Here is a 23,165-nt window from a genome sequence, read left to right on the forward strand (position 1 = left end):
GGCGGTGGCCGTCCTGCTGCTGACGGCGACGTCGGCCTCCCCGGCGGGGTGGTCCGGCTTCTATGCCCGCGACGCCGCCCGTGCCGCGGCGACGGCGCCCGAGGCGGTGGCCGTCGCGCCCGAGGGGGCCTGCCTGCGCGCCATCCTCGACGCGCAGGCGCGGCACGGCATCCCCGACGACCTGCTCCTCGCCATCGGGCTGCAGGAGGCCGGGACGCGGCGGGACGGGCGTCTCACGGTCTGGCCGTGGTCCGTGAACGCCGCGGGCGAAGGCCGCCGCTTCGACACCCGCGCCGCCGCCGAGGCGTGGGTCCGCGCTCGCCGCGCCGCCGGGGTGCGGTCGATCGACGTGGGCTGCCTGCAGGTGAACCTCCGCTGGCACCCCGACGCCTTCCCGACGCCCGAGGCCGGGTTCGACCCCGCGCGCAACGCCGACTATGCCGCCCGCTTCCTGCGCGACCTCCACCGCCGGACGGGCGACTGGACGACGGCGGCGGCCTCCTACCACTCCTTCACCCCCGGCCCGCGCGCCCGCTACGCCGCCGCGCTCGCCCGGAACCGGCGCCTCGCCGCGACGGAGCGCGACGCCCTGCGCGCCCTCGCCGGATCGCAGCCTCCCTCCGTCGCCGCCACGGCCCCGCGCCCACCCCGCGCCGGCTGGTCCGGACGCGGCGGCCTCTACGCCCGGAACTGACCGATGGCCGCCCCCACGCCCGCGCCGAAGCTGCTGTTCCTCGACGGGGCCAACCGCGACGTGGCCTTCGCCATCGGCGTGGCGCTCGTCCTCGCGGTGCTGTTCGTGCCGCTGCCGCCGATCCTGCTGGACGTCGGCCTCGCGCTGTCGCTGTCGGTCTCGGCCCTGATCCTGATGGTCGCGCTCTGGGTGCCGCGCCCGCTGGAGTTCAACTCCTTCCCCACGCTCCTGCTCGTGGTGACGATGCTGCGCCTCTCGCTGAACGTCGCGTCGACCCGCCTGATCCTGTCCGAGGGCCACACCGGGACCGACGCGGCGGGCGGCGTGATCGAAGGCTTCTCCCGCTTCATCGCGACCGGCAGCTTCGTGATCGGCGTGATCGTCTTCGCGATCCTCGTGATCATCAACTTCGTCGTCATCTCCAAGGGGTCGACCCGGATCGCCGAGGTGTCGGCCCGCTTCTCCCTCGACGCCATGCCCGGCAAGCAGATGGCCATCGACGCCGACCTCGGCGCGGGGCTCATCGACGAGGCGGAGGCCCGCGCGCGGCGGAAGGACCTCGAGGCCGAGACGGGGTTCTACGGCGCCATGGACGGCGCGTCGAAGTTCGTGCGCGGCGATGCGGTGGCGGGTCTGATCATCACGGGGATCAACATCGTCGGCGGCATCGTCATCGGCACGCTCCAGCACGGCATGGCGCTCGGCGACGCGGCGGACGTCTACACCGTGCTGACCATCGGCGACGGGCTGGTCAGCCAGATTCCCTCGCTGCTCGTCTCGCTCGCGGCGGGCATCATCGTGACGAAGGGGGGGACCGAGGGCGCGGCGAACGAGGCCGTGCTCAAGCAGCTGGGCGGCTACCCCAAGGCCACCTTCATGGCCGCCGCGCTGCTCTTCGGGATCGGCCTGCTGCCGGGCTTCCCCCTCATCGTCTTCGCGCCCCTCGCCCTCGGCATCGCCACCGTGGGCGAGGCCATGCGGCGCGATGCGCTCGAGGCCGAGCGCGCCGAGGCCGCCCGCCTCCGCGCCGAGGCCGGGGCGGCCGCCGCGCCCTCCGACGACCCGGCCGACGATCTCGCGCTCGACGACCTGCGCCTGTCGATGGGATCGGGCCTCGCCACGCTCGTCGGCCGCCCCGGCGCGGCGCTGCCGCCCAAGGTGCGCGGCCTGCGCGGCGTGTTCGCCCGCGACTACGGCTTCGTGCTGCCGAAGGTCAGGATCACCGACGACCCCGACCTCCCGCCCGATGCCTACACGGTCTCGATCCGCGGCACCGAGGTCGCGCGCGGCGAGGTGCGCGCGGGCGGGCAGATGGTCATCGCGCCCGTCGGGTCCGAGGGTGTCCCGCCCGGCGAGGCGGGCCGCGATCCGACCTTCGGGCTGGAGGTGGTCTGGACCGACAGCGCGGGCGCCGAGGCGGCGGAGCGGGCAGGGCTGACGGTCGTGGATCCGGAGAGCGTGATCGTCACCCACCTGACCGAGATCGTGAAGGACAACATGGTCGATCTGCTCGGCCACGCGGCGACGAAGGCGTTGATCGAGGGGCTGGGCCGCGACCACAAGGCGCTCGCCGCCGAGATCGGGGGCGGCCAGCCGATCGTCCTGCTGCAGCAGGTGCTTCAGTCGCTGCTCGCCGAGCGCGTGTCGATCCGCGACCTCGCCACCATCGTGGAGGCGGTGGCCGAGCGCGCGCGGTCCACCTCCGACGTCGCCGCGCTCGTGGCCCATGTCCGCGCCCGCCTGTCCCGCCAGATCTGCCATGGGCTCGCGGACGCCCAAGGCCGCGTCCCGGTGATCGCGCTCGGGGCGGGATGGGAGCGGGAGCTGGGGGACGCGTCCCGCGACGCGTCCGAAGGGGGGGCGCTGCCCTTGGCGCCGAGCCGGGTGCAGGACTTCGTCCTCGCCGCGCGTGGCGAGATCCAGCGCTTCGCCGACGGCGACGAGTGGCCCGCGCTGCTCGTGCCCGCGGAACTCCGCCCGGCGATCCGAGCGATGCTCGAACGGGTCAGCCCCACGACCCCCGTCCTCGCGCACACCGAACTGCACCGGAAGGTCGCCGTGCACACCGTCGCCCGGATCGGCGACTGATGACGCTCGAGGACCTGCTCGTCCCCCGCCTCCTCGGCTACGTGCTCGTCTTCGCGCGGATCGGCGCGGCCATGTCGTTCCTGCCGGGCATCGGCGAGACTGCAGTTCCCGTGCGCGTCAGGCTGGTCTGCGCGCTCGCCGTCTCGGCCGCGCTGCTGCCCGCGACGCCCTTGGCCGACGGGGCCGGGATCGCCCGCGTCGCCACCCTTGCCTTGCTGATCGCATCCGAGGCGATGATCGGCCTCTGGATCGGCCTGAGCGCCCGCATCCTCCTCTCGGCGCTCCAGTTCGCTGGCTTTCAGATCGGGACGGCGATCGGGCTGTCGAACGCCTTCGCGCCCGGCCTCGGGTCGTTCGAGGGATCGACGATGGTCGCCTCCGGCCTGCTCATTGCGGGCGTCGCGCTGATCTTCGCGACCGACCTCCACCACCTGATCGTCGCTGCCCTCCTGCGGAGCTACGTCGCGTTCCCGCCGGGCCATCTTCCCGCGGGGGACCTCGCGGCGGGCATCGCGGGCACGGCCGCCGCCAGCTTCCGGATCGGGCTCTCGATCACCGCGCCGTTCTACGTGATGGGACTGCTGCTCAACCTCGGGCTTGGACTCGCGAACCGGGCGATGCCCACGCTGCCCGTGTTCTTCGTGGCGGTCCCGCTTCTGATGGCCGCCGGCCTCGTCGTCCTCGCGGTGAGCGGGCCGACGCTGTTCGACGGCTTCCTCGGCGGGCTCGCCCGCTGGCTGGGCACCTTCGAGGTCGAGGCATGAGCGAGCAGGACCGCGCCTCGAAGACCGAGGAGCCGACCGAGAAGAAGCTCCGCGACGCGCGCAGGAAGGGCGACACCCCGGCCTCGCGCGAGCCCGCGGCCGTGGCCGGCCTCGTCGCGCTCGCCGTGATCGCCGGCCCTCTCGCGCCCGGCCTGCTCTCCGACCTCGCCCGCGCCTTCGCGGGGGCGATGCACCTCGCGGGCAGCGTGCGGTTCGGCGTGCACGCGCCGGGCCTCGCGGATGCCGGCGACGTCCTGCGACCGTTCGCGCGGGCGGTGGCGGGGACGCTCGCCGCGCCGTTCGCCGTCCTGAGCGCGGCCGCCCTCGTGGGCATCGCGGCGCAAGGCGGCGTCGTCGTCGCCCCGAGCCGGCTGGCACCGCGCTGGTCGAAGCTCTCGCCGATCGGCGGCCTCAAGCGGCTTGGCTCGCCCGATGCGCTGATGGAGTTCGCGAAGAACATCGCGAAGGTCGCGCTGGTCGCTGCCCTCTCCATCGGCCTCGGCTGGCCGGCGGTGGAGGCGACATGGGGCCGGGGCGGCCTCGATCCCCGCGCGGTGCTGGACCGGACGGGCGGGACGGCGGCCGGCATGATCGCGACGGTGGCCCTGCTCATGGCGGGGATCGCCGGAGCCGACGTCGCGTGGAAGCGGCGGCGGTGGCGCGCCAAGCAGCGCATGACCCACAAGGAGATCCGGGACGAGCACAAGGATTCCGAGGGAGATCCCGTGCTGCGGGCGCGCCGGGACGGGGTGCGGCGGGCGCGGGCGCGGCAGAGGATGGCGACCGCCGTGCCGCAGGCGACCGTGGTCATCACGAACCCCACCCACTTTGCCGTCGCGTTGCGCTACGTTGCGGGGCGCGATGCGGCACCCGTCTGCGTGGCGAAGGGCACGGACCTCCGCGCGGCGCGGATCCGCGAACTCGCGGTGGAGGCCGGGGTGCCCTTGGTCGAGAACCGCCCCCTCGCCCGCGCGCTGCACGCCACCGTCGAGCTCGAGGCGCAGGTCCCACCGGAGCATTGGCAGGCGGTCGCCGAGATCGTGGGCTACGTCGAGGACCTGCGCCTTGGCCGCTGGCGGCGCCCTCCGACGGGCGCCGCGCTCCGCCACGACGCGTGACGCCGGGGCCGTCCGGCGATCGCGCGCTCCGGCTTATTCCCAGGGCGCGAGATGCGCCTCGCGGCGACCTGACAGCCTTTCGGGACGGGGACCTCGAAGGTGCGACGCGCCGGCGCCATGCGCCATGCGTGCTCCGACCCCACCGAACGGAAGGTCCCGTCGGCGAACGAGGCTAGCCCAGGCCTCGGCTCATCGCAGCCGCAGGCCGGACAGGTCGCGGTCGGCCGGCAGCTTTCCCCGTTCCAACAGGACGCGCGATATCGCGCCCGCGCGGATCGGGTCCAGCCGGGCGAGGATGGGGGCGGCGTCCCGCTCGGCCATTGCGCCGAGGATCGAGATGGTCACGCCCATGTCCATGTCGGCCACGATCGCCGCGGCCTGAGCGGGCTTCATCCCACGGTACAGGTTCACGAGTCGCTCCAAGTCCTCGCTCTGGCGGCGCTCGACGCCGTCGACGAGGACCTGAAGCTCGTCGCGCATCCGCGACAGGGCGGCGAGGTCGGCATCCACCTGGAGGCGGAGCGCCTCGATCGCGGCCCGCTCGACATCGAGCGCCGCGACCTGCTCGGCGAGATCGGCCCGCTCGTCCGCGATGAGGGCGAGGACCGCCTCCGGCGCGGTGCACTCGTTGCCGGTGTGGCGAGCGTCGCTCGAGGTGTCCGGTTCCGCGTCGCCCGGATCGGACGGCGTTGCCTCCGCATCGGCCGCGCGTGCGGGCATCGCGAGGGATCCGACCACCGCGGACGCGAGCGGCGCCGCGAGCTGCGGCGGGAGAGGCACGACGCTCGCGAGCTTGGCCCCCGTCGCGAGGGCGAGGCCGCAGAGCGCCACCGGGAGGGGTCGCACCCTCACCGTCCGGACCCGGCGCCGTTGGACGGCGCCGCATCGAAGAAGCGGCGGATCAGGTCCGCCTTGGCGGTCGTCTCGACGACGGGGTGGTCGGATGGCCCGCGCTGCCCCGGCCGTCGATCGCGATCCGCCTGCCGCGTGGTGCGGAAGGGCTCGTGGGCATGGGCGGCGACCGGGGGGTCCGTCCGCAGCCGCATCACCGTGTCTTCGGTCCTGTCCGCGGCCTGCGCGAAGGCCCGGACCGCAGGTTCGAGACCTTGCAAGGCGGCCATCAACGCCCGGACCCGACGGTCCAAGAGGAAAGCATATCCGACCGTCCCGATGAGCAGGGCGGTGATCGTCGCGTCGACGAGGTCGATCGTCATGGTGTCTCCTTGGGGTCGTCGGAGTCGTCGTGGGAAAGGAGGCGGAGGCCGAGGGCGTCGCCGCGGCCGCGTCCGAGCAGCCCACGGAAGAGGGCCGCATCCCCGCACCGGACGTCGAGGGGCGCGGCCGGGTCGCCGGGAAGGTCGAGCGTCGCCCCGGGATCCCATCCCATCGCGTCTCCGACGAGGAGGGATACCTCCATGACGGCGGCCACGCGAATCTCGGCCTCGAGCAAGCTCGTGGGTACCTTTCGGCGGGGCCGATCTCCGGCATCGCCGCGGATCGGCGCGGTCCGGTCGGCCCGCAACGGCACGAGCGCGGCGAGGTCGGCCTCTCCGCCGCCGAGGACGATCCGAATGCGGACGGCATCGCCGCAAAGCGGCCTGCGAGCCCTCCGCGCGGTCGGCCGGGCGGGACCGTCCGAGCGGCGGCGCCCTGGATGCAGCGCGTCTCCCAACGCGTCTCCCAACGCGTCCGAGAGCCGTTTCAAGATTCGACGCGCGACGGCGGACTGAAGGTCGGGCGGCGGGTCGTCCGGGTCGGCGCGCAGGATGCCGGTCAGCAGCGCCTCTGCGGCGGCGTCCGATAGGTGGAGGTATGCGGCTCGATCTCCCTCGCGAGGTTCGAGCCACGTCCCCGGGCCCGATGGCTCGAGGTCCTGCCAACTTCCGTAGCGGAGGTCGAACGACAGCGGGGGAGCCACCGGACCGCAGCGCTCGGCGCAGATCGCCGCGACCGCACGATGGAACGCCCGGAGCTGGTCCTCCAACTCCGGATCGCGCCGTCGGCGGTCCGTCGCGGCGTCGACATACGCGGCCTCTACGGGCAGGGCGGGCGCGGCGTTCATTGCAGCACCAAATCGGCGATGAGGATCTCCACCGCGAGGTCCGGACCGAGGATGGCCCGGGCACGAAGCAGGAGGTCCGCGCGAATCTGCGCCATCCCGTCCGACCCGACGAGGTCCGGCTCTCGCAGCAGTCGCGTGTAGTCCACGAAAGCGTCGCGGACGTAGGGGCGCATGCCGTCCAAGTGTGCGTCGACCTCGGGCGTCGTGGGATGGACGATGGCGTAGTCCGCCTTGAGGAAGCGGTGGATCGGCGTCCCGGACGTGCTCCGACCGGGAATGTCGACGACGATCTCCTCGAGTTCGAGCACCGTCAGCGGCGCATCGGGCGCGGGCACCGGCACGCTGCTAGGCGGTCCGTCCGCCACCTCGGCATGGGCGTCGCCCCGAGGGTCCAAGACCGCGTAGGCCCCGCCCGCGATCGAGAGCAGGACGACGACCGCCGCGAGTGAGAGCAGCAGACGACGGCGGGGCAGCGGGAAAGTCTTAGGCGGTGCGGGCATTGCGGCCTCCTTCCCCGCAAGGTGGCGCGCCCTCCGGCGGTCGGGCAAGAACGTAATGAGAACAATTCGCCGCTTCGATTAAGCGCCGCTTAAGCATTGGGACGCATGGTCCATCCGACGACAGGCCGGAGACCCATGCCCCCGATTCTCGAACGCATCGCCCGATTGGGGCGCACCCGCCTCCTCGCGTTGGGAGGGACCGCGATCGTGCTCGTGACCCTGATGGCGATCGCGGTCGGCGCGGTGCTCGCCCCGACCTACGCGCCGCTGTACAGCGGCCTCTCCCCGGCGGCGGCGGGCGGAATGGTCAGCGCCCTCGAGCAGGCGGGGTTCGACGTCGAGGTGTCCGGGGACGGCGGCACGCTCTCCGTCCCCCGTGAGGACGTCGCGCGGGCGCGGATGACGCTCGCGACGGCCGGGCTCCTCGCCGAGGGGGCCCCGGGATGGGAACTCTTCGACGACGCCGACGGGTTGGGGATGAACACCTTCCTCCAGCGGGTGAACCGCCTCCGCGCCTTGGAGGGGGAGCTCGCGCGGTCGATCCAGACGATCGACGGGATCACCGCGGCCCGCGTCCATCTCGTGCTGCCGGAGCGGGAGGCGTTCTCCCGTGAGCGGCCGGAGGCGACCGCGTCGGTGATCGTCCGGAGCCGCCCCGGCGCGACCGTCTCGGAGCGCCAGGCCATCGCGATCCGGGCCCTCGTCGCCTCGGCGGTGCCCGACCTCGCGCCGGGGCGGATCACGGTGCTCTCCGGGGCGGGCGAGACGATCCTCGGCCCCGGTGACGAAGCGGTCGCGGGCGCGGGCGGCGCCCTGCAGGGGCGGAAGAGCGCCTTGGAGGAACGGCTGAGGGCCAACGTCCAACGCCTCTTGGCGGCCCGCGTCGGCGCGGGGAGCGCGCGCGTGGAGGTCAACGTCGACCTCAGTTCCGTGCGCCAGATCACCCAGTCGGAGGCGTTCGACCCCGACGGCCGGGTGGTCCGCTCGACGGAGACCCGGGCGGAGACGAGCCGGGATCAGGACGGCGCGCGCGACGAGGTGGGCGTCGCCGGGAACCTGCCCGCGCCGCTCGGCGCGCCGGGCGGCGGAGGGGGCGCGACCAGCGAGCGGGACCGCTCCGACGAGGTCGTCAACTACGAGATCGGGTCGACCCGGACCGAGACCGTGTCGGAGCCCGGCGCGGTGGCCCGCATCTCCGTCGCCGTGCTGGTCGACGAGATGGGCGAGCCTGACGGTGCGGGCGGTATGGCCTATACGCCGCGGACGACAGAGGAGATGGAGCGCCTCGCCGCGCTCGTGCGCGCGGCGATCGGGTTCGACGCGGAGCGCGGGGACAGGGTGTCGGTCGAGACGATGCGGTTCGCGCCGGCGGACCCCGTCCCCGGGCTGGAGGGCGGTTCGGACCTGGTGCGGCTGATGGTCGGCCTCGTCCCGTCCGCCCTGCGCGGCCTCTTCGCGGTGGCCGTGGTCGCCTTGGTCCTTCGCCTCGGCCTCAGGCCCGCCCTCGCGGCCTTGGCGCCGCCCCCGCCCGAGGCGGTCGATCCGGGATCCGCGGCCCCGGCCGCACCCGACCTGCCGGACCGTCCTGCGGACGAGCCGGTGCCCTCCCGCGTCGACGTGCCTGGGGTCGCGGGACCGGTGGAACGCACGGCGCTGGAGCGGGCGCGCGACCTCGCCCTCGAGCGGCCCGACGAGGCCACCCGCGCGATCCGAGGCTGGCTGGCGGCGGGGACCTGACGTGACGGGCGCACGATACCGGATCGACCGCGATTTGCGGATCGTCCCACGCGTCGCGGCGGCTCCGCCGCCGCCGCAGGGGCCGACCATGGCCGACGTCGAAGCCGCACGAGCGGAGGGCCGGGAAGAGGGCCGCCGCCACGCGGGGGCCGAGGCGACGGCGGCGCTGGACGCCATCGGCGCCGCGCTCGCGGACAGGGTCGCGGACCGGGCTCGCGACCTCGGGGAGGCGGAGCGCGGGGCGACGCGCCTCGTGCGGGACGTGCTCGCGCGGCTCGTGCCGTCCGTGCGCCGGGCCGGCATCGAACGGGTCGCCGATCTGGTCCGCGACGCGCTCCCGCTGGCCATCGGGAGCCCGCATCTGCGGATCGCGCTGGCCGGTGCCGCAGCCGACCGTCACGGGTCCGCGCTCGCGGAACTCGCCGAGACGATCGATCCCACGATCACCGTCGACGTGATCGTCGATCCCGGCCTCGCCGCGGGCGCCGCGCGCGTCGAATGGCGGGGCGGGCATGCGGAGATGGATCCCGCGCAGGCGCTGGAGCGGCTGGGCGCCGCGCTCGACCATGCGCTCTTTGGAGAGGAGGCCGACGCCGATGGACGTGGCGACGAAGGACGACCGTGATGCCCCCTTGGAGCCGGCGGAAGGGGCCTCGACCCCGCGGCGGAGGGGCGACGGCGTGGAGATGCGGGCGATGATGGGCGTCCGGTTGCACGTGCAGATCGTGCTCGGCGAGACACGGATGACCCTCGCGGAGGTGATGGCCCTCCGCGCCGGGGCGGTCGTGGATCTCGACCGTCGGGTCGGGGATCCCGTCGATCTCGTGGTCGGGGGCCGGTTGGTGGCGCGGGGCGACCTCGTGCGGACCGAGGGCGGGCCCGTGGGCCTCCGCCTCACGGAGGTCCTGATGGACCCGGGCGCGGCCCGCGCGTGATCGTGCCCGCCCGCCCCCTTCGTTATGCGACCCCCTTCGCCGCGCTCCTGCTCGCCGCCGGGGCGGGCGCCGCGTCCGCCCAGGATCTCGGAGGGCTCCTCCAGGACGTCTCGTCCGCGATCGAGGGCGGGGGTCCGAAGAGCGCGGGGGACGACGGTGCCACGCTCAGCGGTCGCCTGCTGCAGGTCCTCGCGTTGACCACGGTCCTGAGCGTGGCGCCTGGCCTTCTCGTCATGATGACGAGCTTCACCCGCTTCGTGATCGTCCTCTCGATCCTGCGCTCCGCCTTGGGCCTCGCCCAGACGCCGCCCAACGTCGTCCTCACGAGCATGGCGCTCTTCCTGACGTTCTTCGTCATGCAGCCGGTCTTCGAGGACGCGTGGGAGGACGGGCTGCGCCCCCTGCTCGACGACGCCATCACCGAGGAGCAGGCGGTCGCGCGGATCGCGGCGCCGTTCCACGCCTTCATGGAGGCCAACACCCGCCCCGAGGACCTCGCGCTCTTCGAGGGGATCGCGGCGCGGACGGCGGACGCCTCCCCGCCGCGCGGGGCGACGAACGGGCCGGGCTGGCGGGAGCTCGTTCCCGCCTTCGCGATCTCCGAACTGCGCCAAGCGTTCACCATCGGGTTCCTGCTGTTCCTGCCGTTCCTCGCGATCGACCTGATCGTCGCATCCATCCTCATGAGCGCGGGCATGATGATGCTCCCGCCCGTCCTGATCTCGCTGCCGTTCAAGATCGTCTTCTTCGTCCTGATCGACGGGTGGGCGATGCTCGCGGGGAGCTTGATCGAGAGCTACCTTCCCGCCGCCCCGATTTGACCCGCCCGGACCCGGTGAACCCATGACCTCGATCCTTCCCTCCGACGGCCCCGCGACCGATCCGCCCTCCGGCGGCGCCGCGTCCGACACGGCGACGCTCACCGGGGCCGAGAAGGCCGCGCTGGTTCTGGTCTCCCTCGGGGAGGAGACGGGCGGTGCCCTCATGCGCAGCTTGGAGGAAGCGGACCTCCGGCGGATTGGGACCGCCCTGTCCACCCTCCGACGTGTACCCGCCGCGCTGGTCGAGGCCAGCTTGGCAGAGTTCGCCGATGCCGTCGCGGGGGGCGGGTCGTCCATCGGAGGGCGCGACGTGGCGCGTCGCCTCCTCGCCGGGATCCTGCCCGACGCCGAGGTCGAGGCGATCCTGGACGGGCGCGGCACCCCGCGGCGGGAGCGCGCCGCATGGCGGCGCTTGGCCGCCATGGAGCCGGCCCGCATCGCCGCCTGCCTCGCACCGGAGCCCCCGCAGGCCGTCGCGACGATCCTCGCGCATCTCCCCCCGCGGACCGCCGCCGCCGTCTATCCCCTGCTCGCCACGGATCGGCGCGCCGACGTGATCGAGCGGATGACGGCGCTCGGCACGTATCCAGATCATCTGATCGACGACATCGAGGCCGCGGTGCACGACGATCTCGTGGCGCGAGCTTCCGACGATGCGGAGGGATCCGCGCGGGACGTCGTGGCCGAGATGCTCAGCGCGCTCGGACCCGACGAGCGCGCCGAGGCGATCGAGGCGCTGGATCGGACGGACCCTGCCGTCGGGGCGGACGTGCGCGACCGAATGTTCACCTTCGACGACATGATCCGCATCGATCCGCGCGGGCTCGCGCGCCTGATGCGGGAGGTCGAGGGCACCCTCGTCCCGACCGCGCTAGCCGGAACCCACGAGACCATGCGGGAGCATTTCCTGTCGGCCCTCCCGGCCCGGAGCCGCGGGATGCTCGAGCGCGAGATCGAGCAGCGGGGCCACCCCGAGGCGGAGGAAGCGCAGGCCGCGCAGCTCAAGCTGGTCGATGCGGCGAAGGGTCTCCTCCGGGCCGACGACATCGCCTTGACGAAGCGGCGTTGACGGGCCTGGCCAACTGGGAGCGGGCGACCGGCCACCCGTCCGGTGCCGACGGGCTCGGCCGAGGGCGGAGGACGACCTGCCTCAGCCGGTGTATCGCCCCCGACCGGACGCGAACACGGCGGCGATCTCGACCAAGCCTCGGGACTGGGAACCCGAGAGCACCGTGAGCGCGCCCGACGCGGCGCCGACGGGCCGCGTCGCCGCGTCGGACAGGACGAGGTATTTCCGCACCAGACGATCGACGGATGTCGGGTCGTCCAGCGATGACAGGTCCAGCCGCCGTTCGATCATCTGTGCTTGGCGATCGATGTCGAGTCCCGCGGTCGCGGGTGGGATGCCGAGGGCGGTGCGGACCACCGTGCTGAGTTCGGCATCCGCGAGGATGTCGTAGGCGGACCCAATCCCCGGGGCGGCCGCACGGAACGCGAGCGCCGCCCCGACGGCCGCGTTCCCATCCGTCACCGCATCGGTGAACTGCCGGTCGACGTAACGGTCCACCAGCGCCTCGCGTGCGGGCTCGGAACCTAGTCGGGGGGCGTCCCCTGTGCCGAAACCCAAGGCGGCGTGCATCTCCGAGAAGCGGGGGTCGGAGAGGCGATTCACGAGGGATGCCGGATCGGAGGCGTCCGAGGCGAGGACCCTCCGCATCATTCCCTTGCCGAAGATGCGGTCCCCGAGACCGAAGGCGCGCATCGCGAACGCGTAGACCTCGTTGTCCTCTACGAAGGCGTCCGCCGTAGCCGGCCCGCCCGCGCGCGCGCGGAACGTCTCGATGCCGCGGGCATGCCCGGAACGTTCCCGCAGCGCGGTGGTCTGCTCGCCACGGGTCGCATCGACCAACTTGAGCGCAAGCAACGACGGAAGGCCGGTGATCGGGATCATCGGATCGGCCCGTCCTCGCAAGCCGACGGGGCGCTCGCATGCCGGGCTCGTGACGGGTCCGGGTCGCGCGCGACCAAGGGGCGGAGCGCACGGAGGACGCCGTAGAAGTCGGAGGTGCTGGCCCGGTTCGCCGCCGTCAGGACGTCGACCGGGCTTGGCGACGGTTCGACTGCGAGCCCGGCAAGCGTGCGTTGAAGGTCCCGCACGCTCTCGTCGCGTGCCCCGGGATCCAGCAACGCGGCCTGCGCGAGCGCGTAGGCGCGCCGCACCGGTGTCTTGGCTTCGCGTGGGTCCATGAGGTCGCTCCCCCGCATCACGTCGGCTCGCGTTTCGATCCAGAACGACTGCCGCCTCGTCCCGTTTCGGATGACGCAACCGTTGATCACGACGATCTCGCCCGCCTTGAGGGTAATCTTCAAGGACACGGGATGTCCTTCGACCCGGCTTCGCATGACGCTTCCGACCGGCCGAGACCGGCCGAGACGATGCGGTTGACCTCGACGAGCGGCGCCACCGTCCCCCTTCCGCGCAGGAGATCCGTGGTCCGCGCATCGACCCAGAGGGATAGCGAGATGAGCCCGGCACGGAGCGCGGGATGCAGGGCGTTCCGCTCGTCGGAGACATCGCGTCGGAGCGCGCGCCAGAAGGCTTGGTTCTCGTTCGCCGCCGTTCCCAGCCCGTATGCCAGGATCTCGAGGCGGGCTTGCGGATCCTCCGTGGCGTCGTAGGCGGCGCGATGCGCGTCCAAGCCCGCCGAGTTCGCCGCGAGGATGCGCCGTTCGAGTTCGCGCGGCGCTTCGAGACGGCGAAGCGCGGTCTTGTAGGCGTGGATGCTCACGGCATGTTGCTCCGATACGGCAGAGTCGGGTCGCACCCGGAACCGAAGATGCTCGGGCGCGCCTGTCCGTGGCGCGCCCGGATGGTTGCGTGCGTCAGCGGAACAGGCTGAGGATGTTCTGCGGCGCTTGGTTCGCGATCGATAGGGATTGCGTCGCCAACTGCTGCTGGACCTGCAGGGACTGCAGGCGCGCCGCCTCCTCCTCCATGTCGGCGTCGACCATCGCGCCGATTCCGCTGTCGAGCCGGTCGCTCAGCGAGGAGAGGAACTCCTGCTGCGTCTCGATGCTGTTCTCCGCGACGCCGAGCGAGGTGGCCCCTTCAATCGCGTTCGCCAGTTGCGCCTCGGCCGCCGTGAGCGCCGCAGCCATGGTCGCCGCGTCGTCTCCGTTGGCGATGGCGATGCCGTCGAGGGCGGTGTGGATCGCTGTGAGGTCGACGGGCGTGATGGTCATCGTCGACGTCGCGAAGGTGCCGCCGTCGCGCGTGACGCCGGTCACCACGGTCACCGCGGTCGTGCTGTCGACCATCGACTGGCCGTTGAAAGAGGACTGCTTGATCGTCGTGTCGATCTGCGCGACGAGCCCGTCGAGCTCGGCTTGGACCTTCTCCCGATCGACCCCCTCCTGCTGCGCGAAGGCGAGGCGGTCGACGAACTGCTGCGCCAGTCCCACCACCGTCTCGGCGCCGAGACGGCCCGTCGAGACGGAGTTCTTGGTGAGCGTCAGGCTCTCGTCGATCGCGCGGTACATCCCGCTGTCGCTGCGCATGGTCTCGGAGATCGAGAAGTAGGCGGCGTTGTCCTTCGCGGATTGGACCTTGAGGCCGCTCGAGACGCGGCCTTGTGTATCGGTCAGGGAGGAATTGATCATGCGCAGGGTCGACAGCGCGTTCATCGCAGAGGCGTTGGTGTTGATCGACGACATCGGGATTCTCCGGTTCTGGTGTTCGAACCCGTCCTTCTGACAGGAGGCACACGATTGGCCTGGATACCGTATGCTCCTCGAAATGGCCGAGAATATGTTTACGTTACAATAAGTTGTATAAAGTTCTCTTGGTTCGTTGGGGCGCGCGGATCCGACCGTCCGTCGTGTAGGTCGCCGTACCCTCCATGGGCGAGACCAGTCGGGTCAGTTCGTCCGAGAGAAGTTCCAGCGCGTCGCCGATGCATTCGAGGCGGGACGCGTTTCGCGCGAAGCTCTCTCGAACCTCTTGGAGACGTCGATGCGTCGCAGCCGAAGCAGCTTCCGGATCCGCGTTCGAGGACCGTTCCGCGACCAGGGTCTCCAGGATCGAGATTGCCTCCGTCTTCCGCGGGAGGAGATCGGAGAGGGCCGAGAGATCCCCGTCGCGCAGTGCGGCCTCCTCGTCTCGAGCGATCGCCTCCAGCAACCCCACGATCGCCCCGCGGTGCGACAGCGCGGTCATCGGTCCGCGCCTCCCGGTCGTCCGTATGCCTCGATCGCGCGCTCGACTTGAACCGCCAAGCCTATCCCCGTCCCATGCGCCATCTGGCTTCCGATCGCCTGCGCGAGGAACCCCCGCCATATCGAGGAACCGGTGCTCTCGTCCGCGGGCGATGCGGTGGAGAGCATGTCCTCGAATGCCTGCGACAGCAGGGTCGCCTCGAACTCGCGCGCCGGTCCCTTCGCGGGCGACGGCATGTCGAGGGACGGCGAGGACGGGGCCGCGAGGGGTCGAATGTCCATGATCAGATGATCTCCAAGTCTGCATGGAGGGCGCCGGCGGCCTTGATCGCTTGCAGGATCGCGATGGTCTCGGTAGCGCCGACGCCGATCGCGTTCAGCCCGTCCACGAGCTGCTGCAAGCTGACGTCTCCCGGAAGGACGGTGAAGCGCGCGTCCCGCTCCCTGACCTCGATCTCCATCTGGGGCACGACGACGGTCTCCCCGAGCGAGAAGGGCGCGGGCTGGCTGACCTCTACGTTCTCGCGGACCGACACGGTCAGCCCGCCTTGGCTCACCGCGACCTGCGCGATGCGGACATCGGCGCCCATGACGATGGTGCCCGACCGCGCGTCGATCACCACACGGGCTGCGACGTCCGGCATCACGCGGATGCTCTCGATCCGCGCGATCAGCCCGGTCAGGTCGGTCTTCTCGGGCGGCCATATCTCGACGGTCGTCGGATCGATCGCATCGGCCGTGCCCGGGCCGATCGTCGAGTTGATCGCATCCTCCACCCTCTGGGCCGTGGTGAAGTCAGGCGTCCGCAGCGTGATCCGAAGGGTATCCATGCTGTCGAACCGAAACTCCACCTCGCGTTCGACGGTCGCGCCATTCTCGATCCGGGCGACGGTCGGGACCCCCTCGACCAAAGCGGCATTCGCGCCCTGCGCAGCCCAGCCGGCGACCGCGATAGGACCTTGGGCCACCGCGTAGACCTGACCATCCGCGCCGGAGAGCGGGGACACCACGAGCGTCCCGCCGCGCAGGCTGCTCGCGTCGCCGATGGAGCTGACGACCACGTCGATCGTCTGGCCCATCCGCGCGAACGGGGGCAGCATGGCGGTCACCATGACGGCGGCGGTGTTGGTCGTCTTGATGTCCTCGCCGCCGAGGTTCCCGACCCCGAGACGGTCGAGCATCCCCTCGATCGACCGCCCCGTGAACGGAACATTCCTGAGCCGGTCGCCCGTCCCCTCCAACCCGACCACGAGGCCGTATCCCACGAGCTGGTTCTCCCGGACGCCCTCGACATGCGCGATGTCCTTGATGCGCACCTGGGCGGAGGCGGGGACCGCGAAGCCGAGGATCAGAAGCGAGGAAGCGACGAGCACGGCGAAGCGGAAGGGGGCCACGAAGGTGCCTCCCGGATGTGGGACGCGCGGGGTCGGCATCAGCGCAGGAAGTCGAGGTAGGTGAGGTTCGAGATCATGGACGTCGCGGCGTAGCTCGCCTCCAAGGTGGAGGTGAGCTGCACGACGCGGTTCGCGGCCTCGTAGGGATCGATGCCCTCGAGCTCGATCGTCTGGTTCTCGTAGATCCCCACCAAGACGGCCTGGCGGTCCATGTGGTCCTCGAGCCGGGCCTGTTGCGCGCCCAAGCGGGTCTCGTCCTGCCGTATCGTCGACAGGCCTCCCTCGATCGCGGTCATGGCCGCCCCCATCCACGTGGCGTAGGCGTCCGGATCGTCGATCTCCGACGGGGGAGCCGCGATGAGCATCGCGAGCCCCTCCAGCGCGGCCACGAACCCGGGATCGTTCGCCTGCACCCCGTAGGCCAGCGTCGCACCTCCCCCGATCGATGCCGCGACGCGGGGCAACGGCTGCGCGCCGGCATCCCGGCGGGGCGTTCCGTCGTAGAGGGTCTGCTCGAACGCACCCGATCCGCCGTCGATGTCGAAGATCGCGCGCACCCCCGCGACCGCCGAGGCCGCCGTAGTCCCGTCTCCCGGTGGTCCGCCCACGGCGGCGGCGACGATCGCCTCCGGGGAGGTTCCGCTCCGGGGGCTGGCATCGGACCAAGCGCGAAGCGGGGCTGCCCCGCTCGCGGTCCCTGCGAAGAGATGGGCCTCGCCGTAGCCGACGTTCATCTGCAGGACAATCGCGTCGTAGGCGGCGCGGGCCGCCTGCCCGACCGCGGACACGGTCGGGCCCGGCTCGGACCGGTTGGGCGTCGCGACCTGAAGGAACGTCCCCAGCGTGTCCCGAACGCCCGAGAGGACGTCGGCCATGACCTCCATGCGTCCCGAGAGGAGTTCGTTCGAGACGATCTGGCCACGCTCGCGCTCGGCGCTCGCGCGGAGGGACAAGGCCTGCGCGGCGCGTCCTCGCAGGTCCGCGTGGGGGTCGGCGCGCAGGCCCGTCGCCAGTTCCCGGTTCGCCGTCTCGAGCCGTGCGCGGATCTGGGCCAGACCCTTCCGGTCGGTGTCGAACAGTCCGAATGTCGAGGTCGCGGAGGAGATCATGACGGACTCATACGGCGGCGAGCAACGTGTCGAGCATGTCGCTGATGGCGCGGATCGCTTCGCTGTTCGCGCGATAGCTCTGCTGAAGGCGGGACAGGGCGTGCAGTTCGGCATCGACGTCCACGCCGGTGGCGGACCTCCGCGCGGTCCCGATGGCCGTCGCTCCGGCGGCGATGGACTCGCTTCTGTCCTCCGCCGTGACCCGTGCCGCATGATGAGCGGTCACGAGCGCAGCGGCATGACCGCCGAGGGTGGCGGCGGTGGGCAGACCTTCGGCGGTCGAGAACGCGCGACGGTCCGTCAAGGCATCGACATAGGCGAGGACGAGCGTCGGATCGCCGGCGGGTCCTTCCGCCGATGCGCCGAATCCGTCGCGCAGGCGCCATGTCTGTCCCGATCCGTCCGGCTGCACCACGTCGTTCACGGACAGACGCGAGGCCAACCCGTCGTAGGGGGCCGTCGGAGAGGCGCCCGAGTCGGTGAACAGCCCCGGCTGGCCGGCCGCGCGGGTCGTGTCCGCGCCTTCGAACGCGTGCACGAGGCCCGCTGCGAAGGCGTCGATCTGGCTTCGCATGCGCGGCACGTCGTCCAGCAGCACCGCGAACTCGCCGGAGAGGCGCCCTTGGGCCGGCCCCCGGGCGCCGGCGACCGTCGGAGTGACGTCGACTTCCGTCATCCCCACGACAGCCGTGAGCGTGCCCGCGGTCGCGTCGAAGGCGACCTCCTCCGCGCGGCTTCCTGACACGAGCACGGTGCCCGTGGACGTGAAAGCGACCGTTCCGCCGCCGGCTCCGCGCGTGGTCCTGATGTCGCCGAGCCGCGCCAAGCGGTCGGCGACCCCTGCCAGCTCATCCTCGAAGGAGGCCCGCTGCGGGGCGTCGAGGGTTCCGCGGGAAAGATGCGCGTTGATCTGCGCGATCCTCTGGAGGTCGCGGTTCATCTGCACGACGGACTGATCGATGCGGTTGATCGCGACCGCCTCGACCTCGTCGAGGCTCCCGGCGATGGCGTTGACCGTCTCCGCGAGGGTGACCGCGGCGTCGACCACCGCGGAGCGGCTGGCCGCGTCCTCCGGGGCGGTGGACATCTGGATCATCGAGGTCTCGAGCGCGGACAGGCGGGCGGTGAGCCCGCTCGCGTCCCCGGGTTGGCCGAGGCGGGCGGTATGGAGGGAGAGGAGTTCGGCCACAGCTTGCTGACGGCCCAGCCGTCCGATCTCGAGCCGATGAATGCGTTCGACCGTCGCATCGCGTTCCGTCGAGATCACGGCCTCGGTCACCCCGCCGAGGCCGGTGGTGTTGGTGACCGAACGACGGGCGTATCCAGGACGATCCACGTTGGCGATGTTGGTCGCCGTGGCATCGGCCCACGTGGCGACGGCGGCGAGGCCGCCGATGCTGCTGGCGTAGGCTGCGGCGAGGGTCATCGGATCGGCCCGCCCGGGATCAGCGCTTGATGCGGACGGTCTCGTCCAGCATCTCGTCGACGGTCGTCACGATCTTCGCGTTGGACGAGTATGCCCGCTGTATCTGGATGAGGCGGGTCAGTTCCTCGGCGAGTTCGACGGTCGACCCTTCGAGCGCACCGGACGTGATGCTTCCCGCCGCCCCCGTCCCGGCCGTCGAGAGCGTGACGTCCCCGCTAGACCGGGACAGGAAGTATGCGTTCCCGTCGGCCGGACGGAGCCCGTTCGCGTTCGGGACCGTCGCCAGGGGCACCTCGTAGAGCGCCCGCCGCAGCCCGTTGTCGAAGACGCCGTAGAGCGTTCCGTCGTCACCGAACTCCGTCCGGGACAGCGCGCCGCTGGACGTGCCGTCGGCTTCGACGGAAAGGGGCGTATAGCTGCCGGCGAACTGGGTGATCCCGTCGAGCGTCCCCGGCGCGCCGAGCGTGACCGCCAGGGTCTGGGGTGCGGCACCGTTGTCGATGCCGAGGGTCGCCTCGCCCGTGGTGCCGTCGAACGCGAAGGATGCCGGTGCCGGGGCCGTGGACACGACGTTGGAGTAGGTCATCGGAGTCCCGGCCATCGGTCCGCTGTCGTGGAACGCGACGTCCACCGATCCGTAGGCCACCCCGGCCTCGTCTCCGAACGACAGGGTCCATTCGTTCGCCGCGGTCCCCGGCTGCCACGAGAAGTTGAGCCGATGCGTCGCCCCGAGCGGATCGAAGATGGACGCGGTGGTGAGGTACGGGTCGCCGGGCACCGCGTGCCCCGTGTCCTGTGACGGGAGGTTCCCGGCGAGGCCCACGGTGGCGGTGGGCGATCCGGGCGTCGACTGACTGCCGATGTTGACGGTGGCGAGGTCGCCGAAGCCGTTGCGGTCCACGACGCCGAGGCCCTTCCCCCCGTCATGGCGGAAGCCGGCGAGGTAGAGGCCCGCGGCATTCCGCAGGTTGCCGTCCGAATCCACGCGGAACGAGCCCGCGCGCGTAAGCTGATAGCCGGACAGGTCCGGGTCATCGGGGTTCTCCGACACCACGAAGAAGCCGGGTCCGCTTATTCCGAGGTCCGTCGCCCGCTGGGTCGCACGCAACTGGCCGTCGACGTCGACGTCCGCGGTCTGGACCGCGCGCACGCCGCCTGGGGGAACCTGCGCGAAGCCGCTCACGGAGACGGTGGACGTGACGAACTGGGAGAACGTCCTGCGATAGCCGTCGGTGTTCGCGTTCGCGATGTTGGAGGAGACGTTCCCCGCCGCCGCGGCATTCGCCCGGAGCCCGCTCACGCTGGCCTGCATCGCGTTCGAGATCGACATCGTGGGTTCCTCCGAGGAATCGGTCTGCTCGTTCGCTAGGGGCCGGATCCTAACGAAGGGTTACCCTTCGAATTCTCGCTATTCGTCCGGTTCGGGAACCGATCGCGCGAGCGCGTCGCGGACCGTGCCGAGGCCGAGGGAACCGTGCTGCGATGGCTCGTATGGATCCGGCACGAGAGGCGTCCGATCCATCGCCGCCGCTCCGTCGGCACCCGCACCCTCGGCGCCGGGCCTTCGAGCGGGCGACGAGTTCCACAGCCCGAGTTCGTGTCCGATCCGAATGGTCTCATCCAGGTCGCGGCGCTCCTCCGACGCGGCATACCCCGCCCCCGATCGCTCGAGGAAGTCGACGTAGCGCGTCCAGGCGTCGGCATAGCCGGGGATGAACCGTGCCAGCGCAAGGATCCGCTCGTGACCATCCACGACCGTGGGGAGGTCGGTCCGACCTGCCTCCGCCGAAGCGTAGAACGTCATCGCGATCCGCGAGATCCGCGCGGCGCTGCTCGGATGATCGGCGGGCCCGCGCCCGTCGAGCGCGACCAACGCGCGGATCGCGGCGATCGGGCGACCCGTCCGAAGCGACAGCGCCGCGATCCGTCGCGTCGTCTCCTCCTCGTCACGCCACGACGCATGCAGCATCCGCAACGCGGCAAGGGTCGATTCCGCGTCTTCGCGCCGCGCCCGGAAGGCGGCGTCGATCTCCTCCAACCGCGTTCGATGGGCCCACCACGATCGTACCGCGGTGGGTCCGGAAGGCCCGGCCACTTCGCCTCGGCGGGCACGGAGCAGATCGCGCATGTGCGCGTTGCCCGGCAGGTCGGCGAGCGCCTCGAGCGCGGCGTCCGCGCCCCGTTGCACGGCCAGCCTGCCCAACCGATCCGCGACGAGGGACCGCAGCGGGGCGGGAAGCCGATGCAAGGAGCGGATGGCCACGTCGAGATCCGCACCGACGGCGCCAACCGCACGGAACGGCGCGACGAACGCATCCTCCTGCCACCCAGCCAGCGCCAAGGGTTCGGGCGTCCGCTCCGGCGTGGTCCCCCGAGCGACCGCCGTGAGCGCCGTCAGCCGGCGGAGCCGAGCCCTCGCGCGGGGCGTGCTCGGGGGAGGGACCGCGGCGAGAAGGCTGTCCGCCTCGCGAAGGAATCCGCGCGCCAAGTGGAAGGAGGCCGCGTCCAGCGCGTCGTCCACCGCGCCCGAACGCCATCCACCGGCCATGGTCCGGCGGGCCGCGACGAACGGGCCGTCCGCGAACCGTCCGAGGTGAAGGGACGCGGGGACGTACGCGCTCGGCGGGTCCGCGACCGCGACACCCGCGAGGCAGGCCCACAGGAGGTATATGCCTACAATTGCTCGCATTGTTTCCTTGATCGGGATGGGCGCCTGCCGCAAACGAAGCAAGAACAAAACGCGGGGCATTCTCATGGACGGCATCACGCACGTCGCGCTTTCCTCGGCCACGGCGATGGAACGGGCGCTCGGCGTGACCGCGAACAACGTCGCGAACGCGAACACCGACGGATACCGGGCCGAACGCGTGAGCTTCGCGTCGCACGTCGCGGCCGCGCGTGCGCAGGACGGCACCCCGACGGCCTACGTCCTCGATACGGGTTCGTGGGTCGATGAGCGCTCGGGCCCGCTCGTCCGGACTGGGAACCCGCTCGACGTCGCGCTCTCGGGCCCGGCCGCGTTCGCCTATTCCCTGCCGGACGGACAGGTCGCCTACGGACGCGACGGGCGCCTCACGATCGGACCCGACGGTACCCTTTCGACCGCCGCCGGGATCCCGGTCCTCGACGACGGCGGCGGGCGGATCGAGGTGCCGGGCGAGGGCGGGTCCGTGTCCATCTCCGGCGACGGCACGATCAGCATGGACGGGCTGGGCGAGATCGCCCGGTTGGGCCTTCACGACATGTCGGATCTGCAGTCCTACGTCCGGGTCGGCGACGGCATGTTCGTCCCTCCCGACGGACGGGCGCCCCCTCCGAGCGAGCAGGGGACCACGATCGTCCAAGGTTCGGTCGAGGGATCGAACGTCGCGCCCGTCCTCGAGATGACGAGGCTCGTGGAGATCCAGCGGGCCTACGAGCGCGCGTCGACCGTCATGACGACGCACGACGATCTTTCGCGCGACGCGGTCCGCCGCCTCGCGCGCCCGACATGACCAACGTGATGGGAGAGCAGGCATGAAGGCCTTGGCGACCGCGGCGACCGGGATGCACGCCCAACAGATGGCGGTGGACGTCATCTCCAACAACATCGCGAACGCGAACACGACCGCGTTCAAGTCGTCGCGCGTCGCTTTCCGCGACCTCATGTACCAGTCCCTGCAGCGCGAGGGCGCCGCGACGTCCCAAGCGGGCACGGCCGCGCCCGTCGGGATCGACGTGGGTCTCGGGGTCGAGGGCGCGGGAACGGCGAGGCTCCATTCGCAGGGGGGGCTGACGCGGACGGAGGCCGATCTGGACGTCGCCATCGACGGCGCAGGCTACTTCGTCGTCGCTGCCCCGGACGGGACCGAGACCTACACCCGGGATGGCTCCTTCGGGCTGTCCTCCGAGGGGCAGGTGGTGACGCTGCTCGGCCACGAGGTCGGGCCGGGTATCGTCGTTCCGGAACGGACGCAGTCCATCGAGATCGGCGAGGACGGCGAGGTCCTCGCATATGTCGAGGACGATCCGGAGCCGGTACGGATCGGGCGGCTGACCATGGCGACCTTCGTGAACCAAGCGGGGCTCCGCCCGATCGGGAACAACCTCTTCGAGGCGACGGCCGCCTCGGGGGATCCGATCCAAGGCGTTCCCGGGGATCCCGGGTTCGGCGCGCTCCGACAAGGGTATCTCGAGAACTCGAACGTGGACGTGATCCAGCAGATCACTGACCTCATCAAGGCGCAGCGGGCCTACGAGCTCAACTCCAAGACGATCGAGACGGCGGACCAGATGATGTCGACCGCGACGCGGGCGCGCTGA

Annotated in this window: 26 protein-coding genes; 11 read left to right on the forward strand and 15 right to left on the reverse strand. The window is 71.7% G+C overall.

Annotated elements, in window-relative coordinates; all coding sequences use genetic code 11:
* Positions 1-4 precede the first annotated feature (4 nt).
* From JQC91_RS05020 to JQC91_RS05035, 4 genes are read left to right on the forward strand one after another with little or no spacing between them, the layout of a single operon-like run.
* Positions 5-694, forward strand: a complete 690-nt coding sequence (locus JQC91_RS05020; protein WP_203285708.1) for a lytic transglycosylase domain-containing protein — start codon at positions 5-7, stop codon at positions 692-694.
* Positions 695-697: 3 nt separating this feature from the next.
* Positions 698-2,782, forward strand: coding sequence for a flagellar biosynthesis protein FlhA (gene flhA / locus JQC91_RS05025; protein ID WP_203285709.1), 2,085 nt, complete (start codon positions 698-700; stop codon positions 2,780-2,782).
* Positions 2,782-3,546, forward strand: a complete 765-nt coding sequence (locus tag JQC91_RS05030) for a flagellar biosynthetic protein FliR (RefSeq protein ID WP_203285710.1) — start codon at positions 2,782-2,784, stop codon at positions 3,544-3,546. The genes flhA and JQC91_RS05030 overlap by 1 nt, the downstream gene beginning before the upstream one ends.
* Positions 3,543-4,664, forward strand: coding sequence for a flagellar type III secretion system protein FlhB (locus JQC91_RS05035; RefSeq protein ID WP_203285711.1), 1,122 nt, complete (start codon positions 3,543-3,545; stop codon positions 4,662-4,664). Before JQC91_RS05030 ends, JQC91_RS05035 begins: the two co-directional genes overlap by 4 nt.
* 189 nt (positions 4,665-4,853) lie before the next feature.
* Here the strand turns inward: JQC91_RS05035 and JQC91_RS05040 are convergent, their stop codons facing one another.
* From JQC91_RS05040 to JQC91_RS05055, 4 genes are read right to left on the reverse strand one after another with little or no spacing between them, the layout of a single operon-like run.
* Complete coding sequence (locus JQC91_RS05040) at positions 4,854-5,495, reverse strand: hypothetical protein (RefSeq protein ID WP_203285712.1); 642 nt, start codon at positions 5,493-5,495, stop codon at positions 4,854-4,856.
* 17 nt (positions 5,496-5,512) lie between these two features.
* On the reverse strand, positions 5,513-5,878 hold the full coding sequence (locus JQC91_RS05045; protein ID WP_203285713.1) for a hypothetical protein: 366 nt from the start codon (positions 5,876-5,878) through the stop codon (positions 5,513-5,515).
* On the reverse strand, positions 5,875-6,726 hold the full coding sequence (locus JQC91_RS05050) for a FliM/FliN family flagellar motor switch protein (protein WP_203285714.1): 852 nt from the start codon (positions 6,724-6,726) through the stop codon (positions 5,875-5,877). The genes JQC91_RS05045 and JQC91_RS05050 overlap by 4 nt, the downstream gene beginning before the upstream one ends.
* Positions 6,723-7,226: a flagellar basal body-associated FliL family protein gene (locus tag JQC91_RS05055; protein WP_203285715.1), complete on the reverse strand. Its 504-nt coding sequence runs from the start codon at positions 7,224-7,226 to the stop codon at positions 6,723-6,725. The genes JQC91_RS05050 and JQC91_RS05055 overlap by 4 nt, the downstream gene beginning before the upstream one ends.
* A 207-nt stretch (positions 7,227-7,433) precedes the next feature.
* Here JQC91_RS05055 and fliF point away from each other — a divergent pair, with 207 nt between their 5' ends.
* From fliF to JQC91_RS05080, 5 genes are all read left to right on the forward strand, one after another.
* Positions 7,434-8,963, forward strand: a complete 1,530-nt coding sequence (gene fliF / locus JQC91_RS05060; protein WP_343069904.1) for a flagellar basal-body MS-ring/collar protein FliF — start codon at positions 7,434-7,436, stop codon at positions 8,961-8,963.
* Between the two features lie 88 nt (positions 8,964-9,051).
* Positions 9,052-9,588, forward strand: coding sequence for a hypothetical protein (locus tag JQC91_RS05065; RefSeq protein ID WP_203285717.1), 537 nt, complete (start codon positions 9,052-9,054; stop codon positions 9,586-9,588).
* On the forward strand, positions 9,560-9,898 hold the full coding sequence (locus tag JQC91_RS05070) for a FliM/FliN family flagellar motor switch protein (protein ID WP_203285718.1): 339 nt from the start codon (positions 9,560-9,562) through the stop codon (positions 9,896-9,898). The genes JQC91_RS05065 and JQC91_RS05070 overlap by 29 nt, the downstream gene beginning before the upstream one ends.
* Positions 9,895-10,719, forward strand: coding sequence for a flagellar type III secretion system pore protein FliP (fliP, locus tag JQC91_RS05075; protein WP_203285719.1), 825 nt, complete (start codon positions 9,895-9,897; stop codon positions 10,717-10,719). The genes JQC91_RS05070 and fliP overlap by 4 nt, the downstream gene beginning before the upstream one ends.
* 22 nt (positions 10,720-10,741) lie before the next feature.
* Entirely contained in the window at positions 10,742-11,788 is a 1,047-nt protein-coding gene (locus JQC91_RS05080) for a FliG C-terminal domain-containing protein (protein WP_203285720.1), read from the forward strand.
* An 81-nt stretch (positions 11,789-11,869) separates the two neighbouring features.
* Here the strand turns inward: JQC91_RS05080 and JQC91_RS05085 are convergent, their stop codons facing one another.
* The 11 genes from JQC91_RS05085 to JQC91_RS05135 all read right to left on the reverse strand — a co-directional run bounded on the left by JQC91_RS05085 (position 11,870) and on the right by JQC91_RS05135 (position 21,384).
* Positions 11,870-12,670 (reverse strand): DUF1217 domain-containing protein, encoded by an 801-nt coding sequence (locus tag JQC91_RS05085; RefSeq protein ID WP_203285721.1) that lies wholly within the window; start codon positions 12,668-12,670, stop codon positions 11,870-11,872.
* Positions 12,667-13,089: a flagellar biosynthesis repressor FlbT gene (locus JQC91_RS05090; protein ID WP_203285722.1), complete on the reverse strand. Its 423-nt coding sequence runs from the start codon at positions 13,087-13,089 to the stop codon at positions 12,667-12,669. Before JQC91_RS05090 ends, JQC91_RS05085 begins: the two co-directional genes overlap by 4 nt.
* Complete coding sequence (locus JQC91_RS05095) at positions 13,086-13,508, reverse strand: flagellar biosynthesis regulator FlaF (protein ID WP_203285723.1); 423 nt, start codon at positions 13,506-13,508, stop codon at positions 13,086-13,088. The genes JQC91_RS05090 and JQC91_RS05095 overlap by 4 nt, the downstream gene beginning before the upstream one ends.
* Before the next feature lie 94 nt (positions 13,509-13,602).
* On the reverse strand, positions 13,603-14,433 hold the full coding sequence (locus JQC91_RS05100; protein WP_203285724.1) for a flagellin: 831 nt from the start codon (positions 14,431-14,433) through the stop codon (positions 13,603-13,605).
* A 103-nt stretch (positions 14,434-14,536) separates the two neighbouring features.
* On the reverse strand, positions 14,537-14,935 hold the full coding sequence (locus JQC91_RS05105; RefSeq protein ID WP_203285725.1) for a hypothetical protein: 399 nt from the start codon (positions 14,933-14,935) through the stop codon (positions 14,537-14,539).
* Positions 14,932-15,216, reverse strand: a complete 285-nt coding sequence (locus JQC91_RS05110) for a rod-binding protein (RefSeq protein WP_203285726.1) — start codon at positions 15,214-15,216, stop codon at positions 14,932-14,934. The genes JQC91_RS05105 and JQC91_RS05110 overlap by 4 nt, the downstream gene beginning before the upstream one ends.
* A 2-nt stretch (positions 15,217-15,218) precedes the next feature.
* Positions 15,219-16,328 (reverse strand): flagellar basal body P-ring protein FlgI, encoded by a 1,110-nt coding sequence (locus tag JQC91_RS05115; RefSeq protein WP_343069905.1) that lies wholly within the window; start codon positions 16,326-16,328, stop codon positions 15,219-15,221.
* A gap of 38 nt (positions 16,329-16,366) precedes the next feature.
* Entirely contained in the window at positions 16,367-17,437 is a 1,071-nt protein-coding gene (locus JQC91_RS05120; protein WP_203285728.1) for a flagellin, read from the reverse strand.
* A gap of 7 nt (positions 17,438-17,444) precedes the next feature.
* The gene (locus JQC91_RS05125; RefSeq protein WP_203285729.1) at positions 17,445-18,863 is read right to left on the reverse strand and encodes a flagellar basal body rod C-terminal domain-containing protein; all 1,419 of its coding nucleotides are present in this window, start codon (positions 18,861-18,863) and stop codon (positions 17,445-17,447) included.
* A 19-nt stretch (positions 18,864-18,882) separates the two neighbouring features.
* Complete coding sequence (locus JQC91_RS05130) at positions 18,883-20,193, reverse strand: flagellar hook-basal body complex protein (protein ID WP_203285730.1); 1,311 nt, start codon at positions 20,191-20,193, stop codon at positions 18,883-18,885.
* Between the two features lie 78 nt (positions 20,194-20,271).
* A complete protein-coding gene (locus JQC91_RS05135) occupies positions 20,272-21,384 on the reverse strand; it encodes a hypothetical protein (protein WP_203285731.1) in 1,113 nt (370 codons plus the stop codon).
* Between the two features lie 232 nt (positions 21,385-21,616).
* Here JQC91_RS05135 and JQC91_RS05140 point away from each other — a divergent pair, with 232 nt between their 5' ends.
* Both JQC91_RS05140 and flgG read left to right on the forward strand, forming a co-directional pair.
* Positions 21,617-22,357 (forward strand): flagellar hook basal-body protein, encoded by a 741-nt coding sequence (locus tag JQC91_RS05140; protein ID WP_203285732.1) that lies wholly within the window; start codon positions 21,617-21,619, stop codon positions 22,355-22,357.
* A gap of 22 nt (positions 22,358-22,379) precedes the next feature.
* Positions 22,380-23,165, forward strand: coding sequence for a flagellar basal-body rod protein FlgG (flgG, locus tag JQC91_RS05145; protein WP_203285733.1), 786 nt, complete (start codon positions 22,380-22,382; stop codon positions 23,163-23,165).

The sequence above is a fragment of the Jannaschia sp. Os4 genome (assembly GCF_016820245.1).
Taxonomy (GTDB): domain Bacteria; phylum Pseudomonadota; class Alphaproteobacteria; order Rhodobacterales; family Rhodobacteraceae; genus Jannaschia.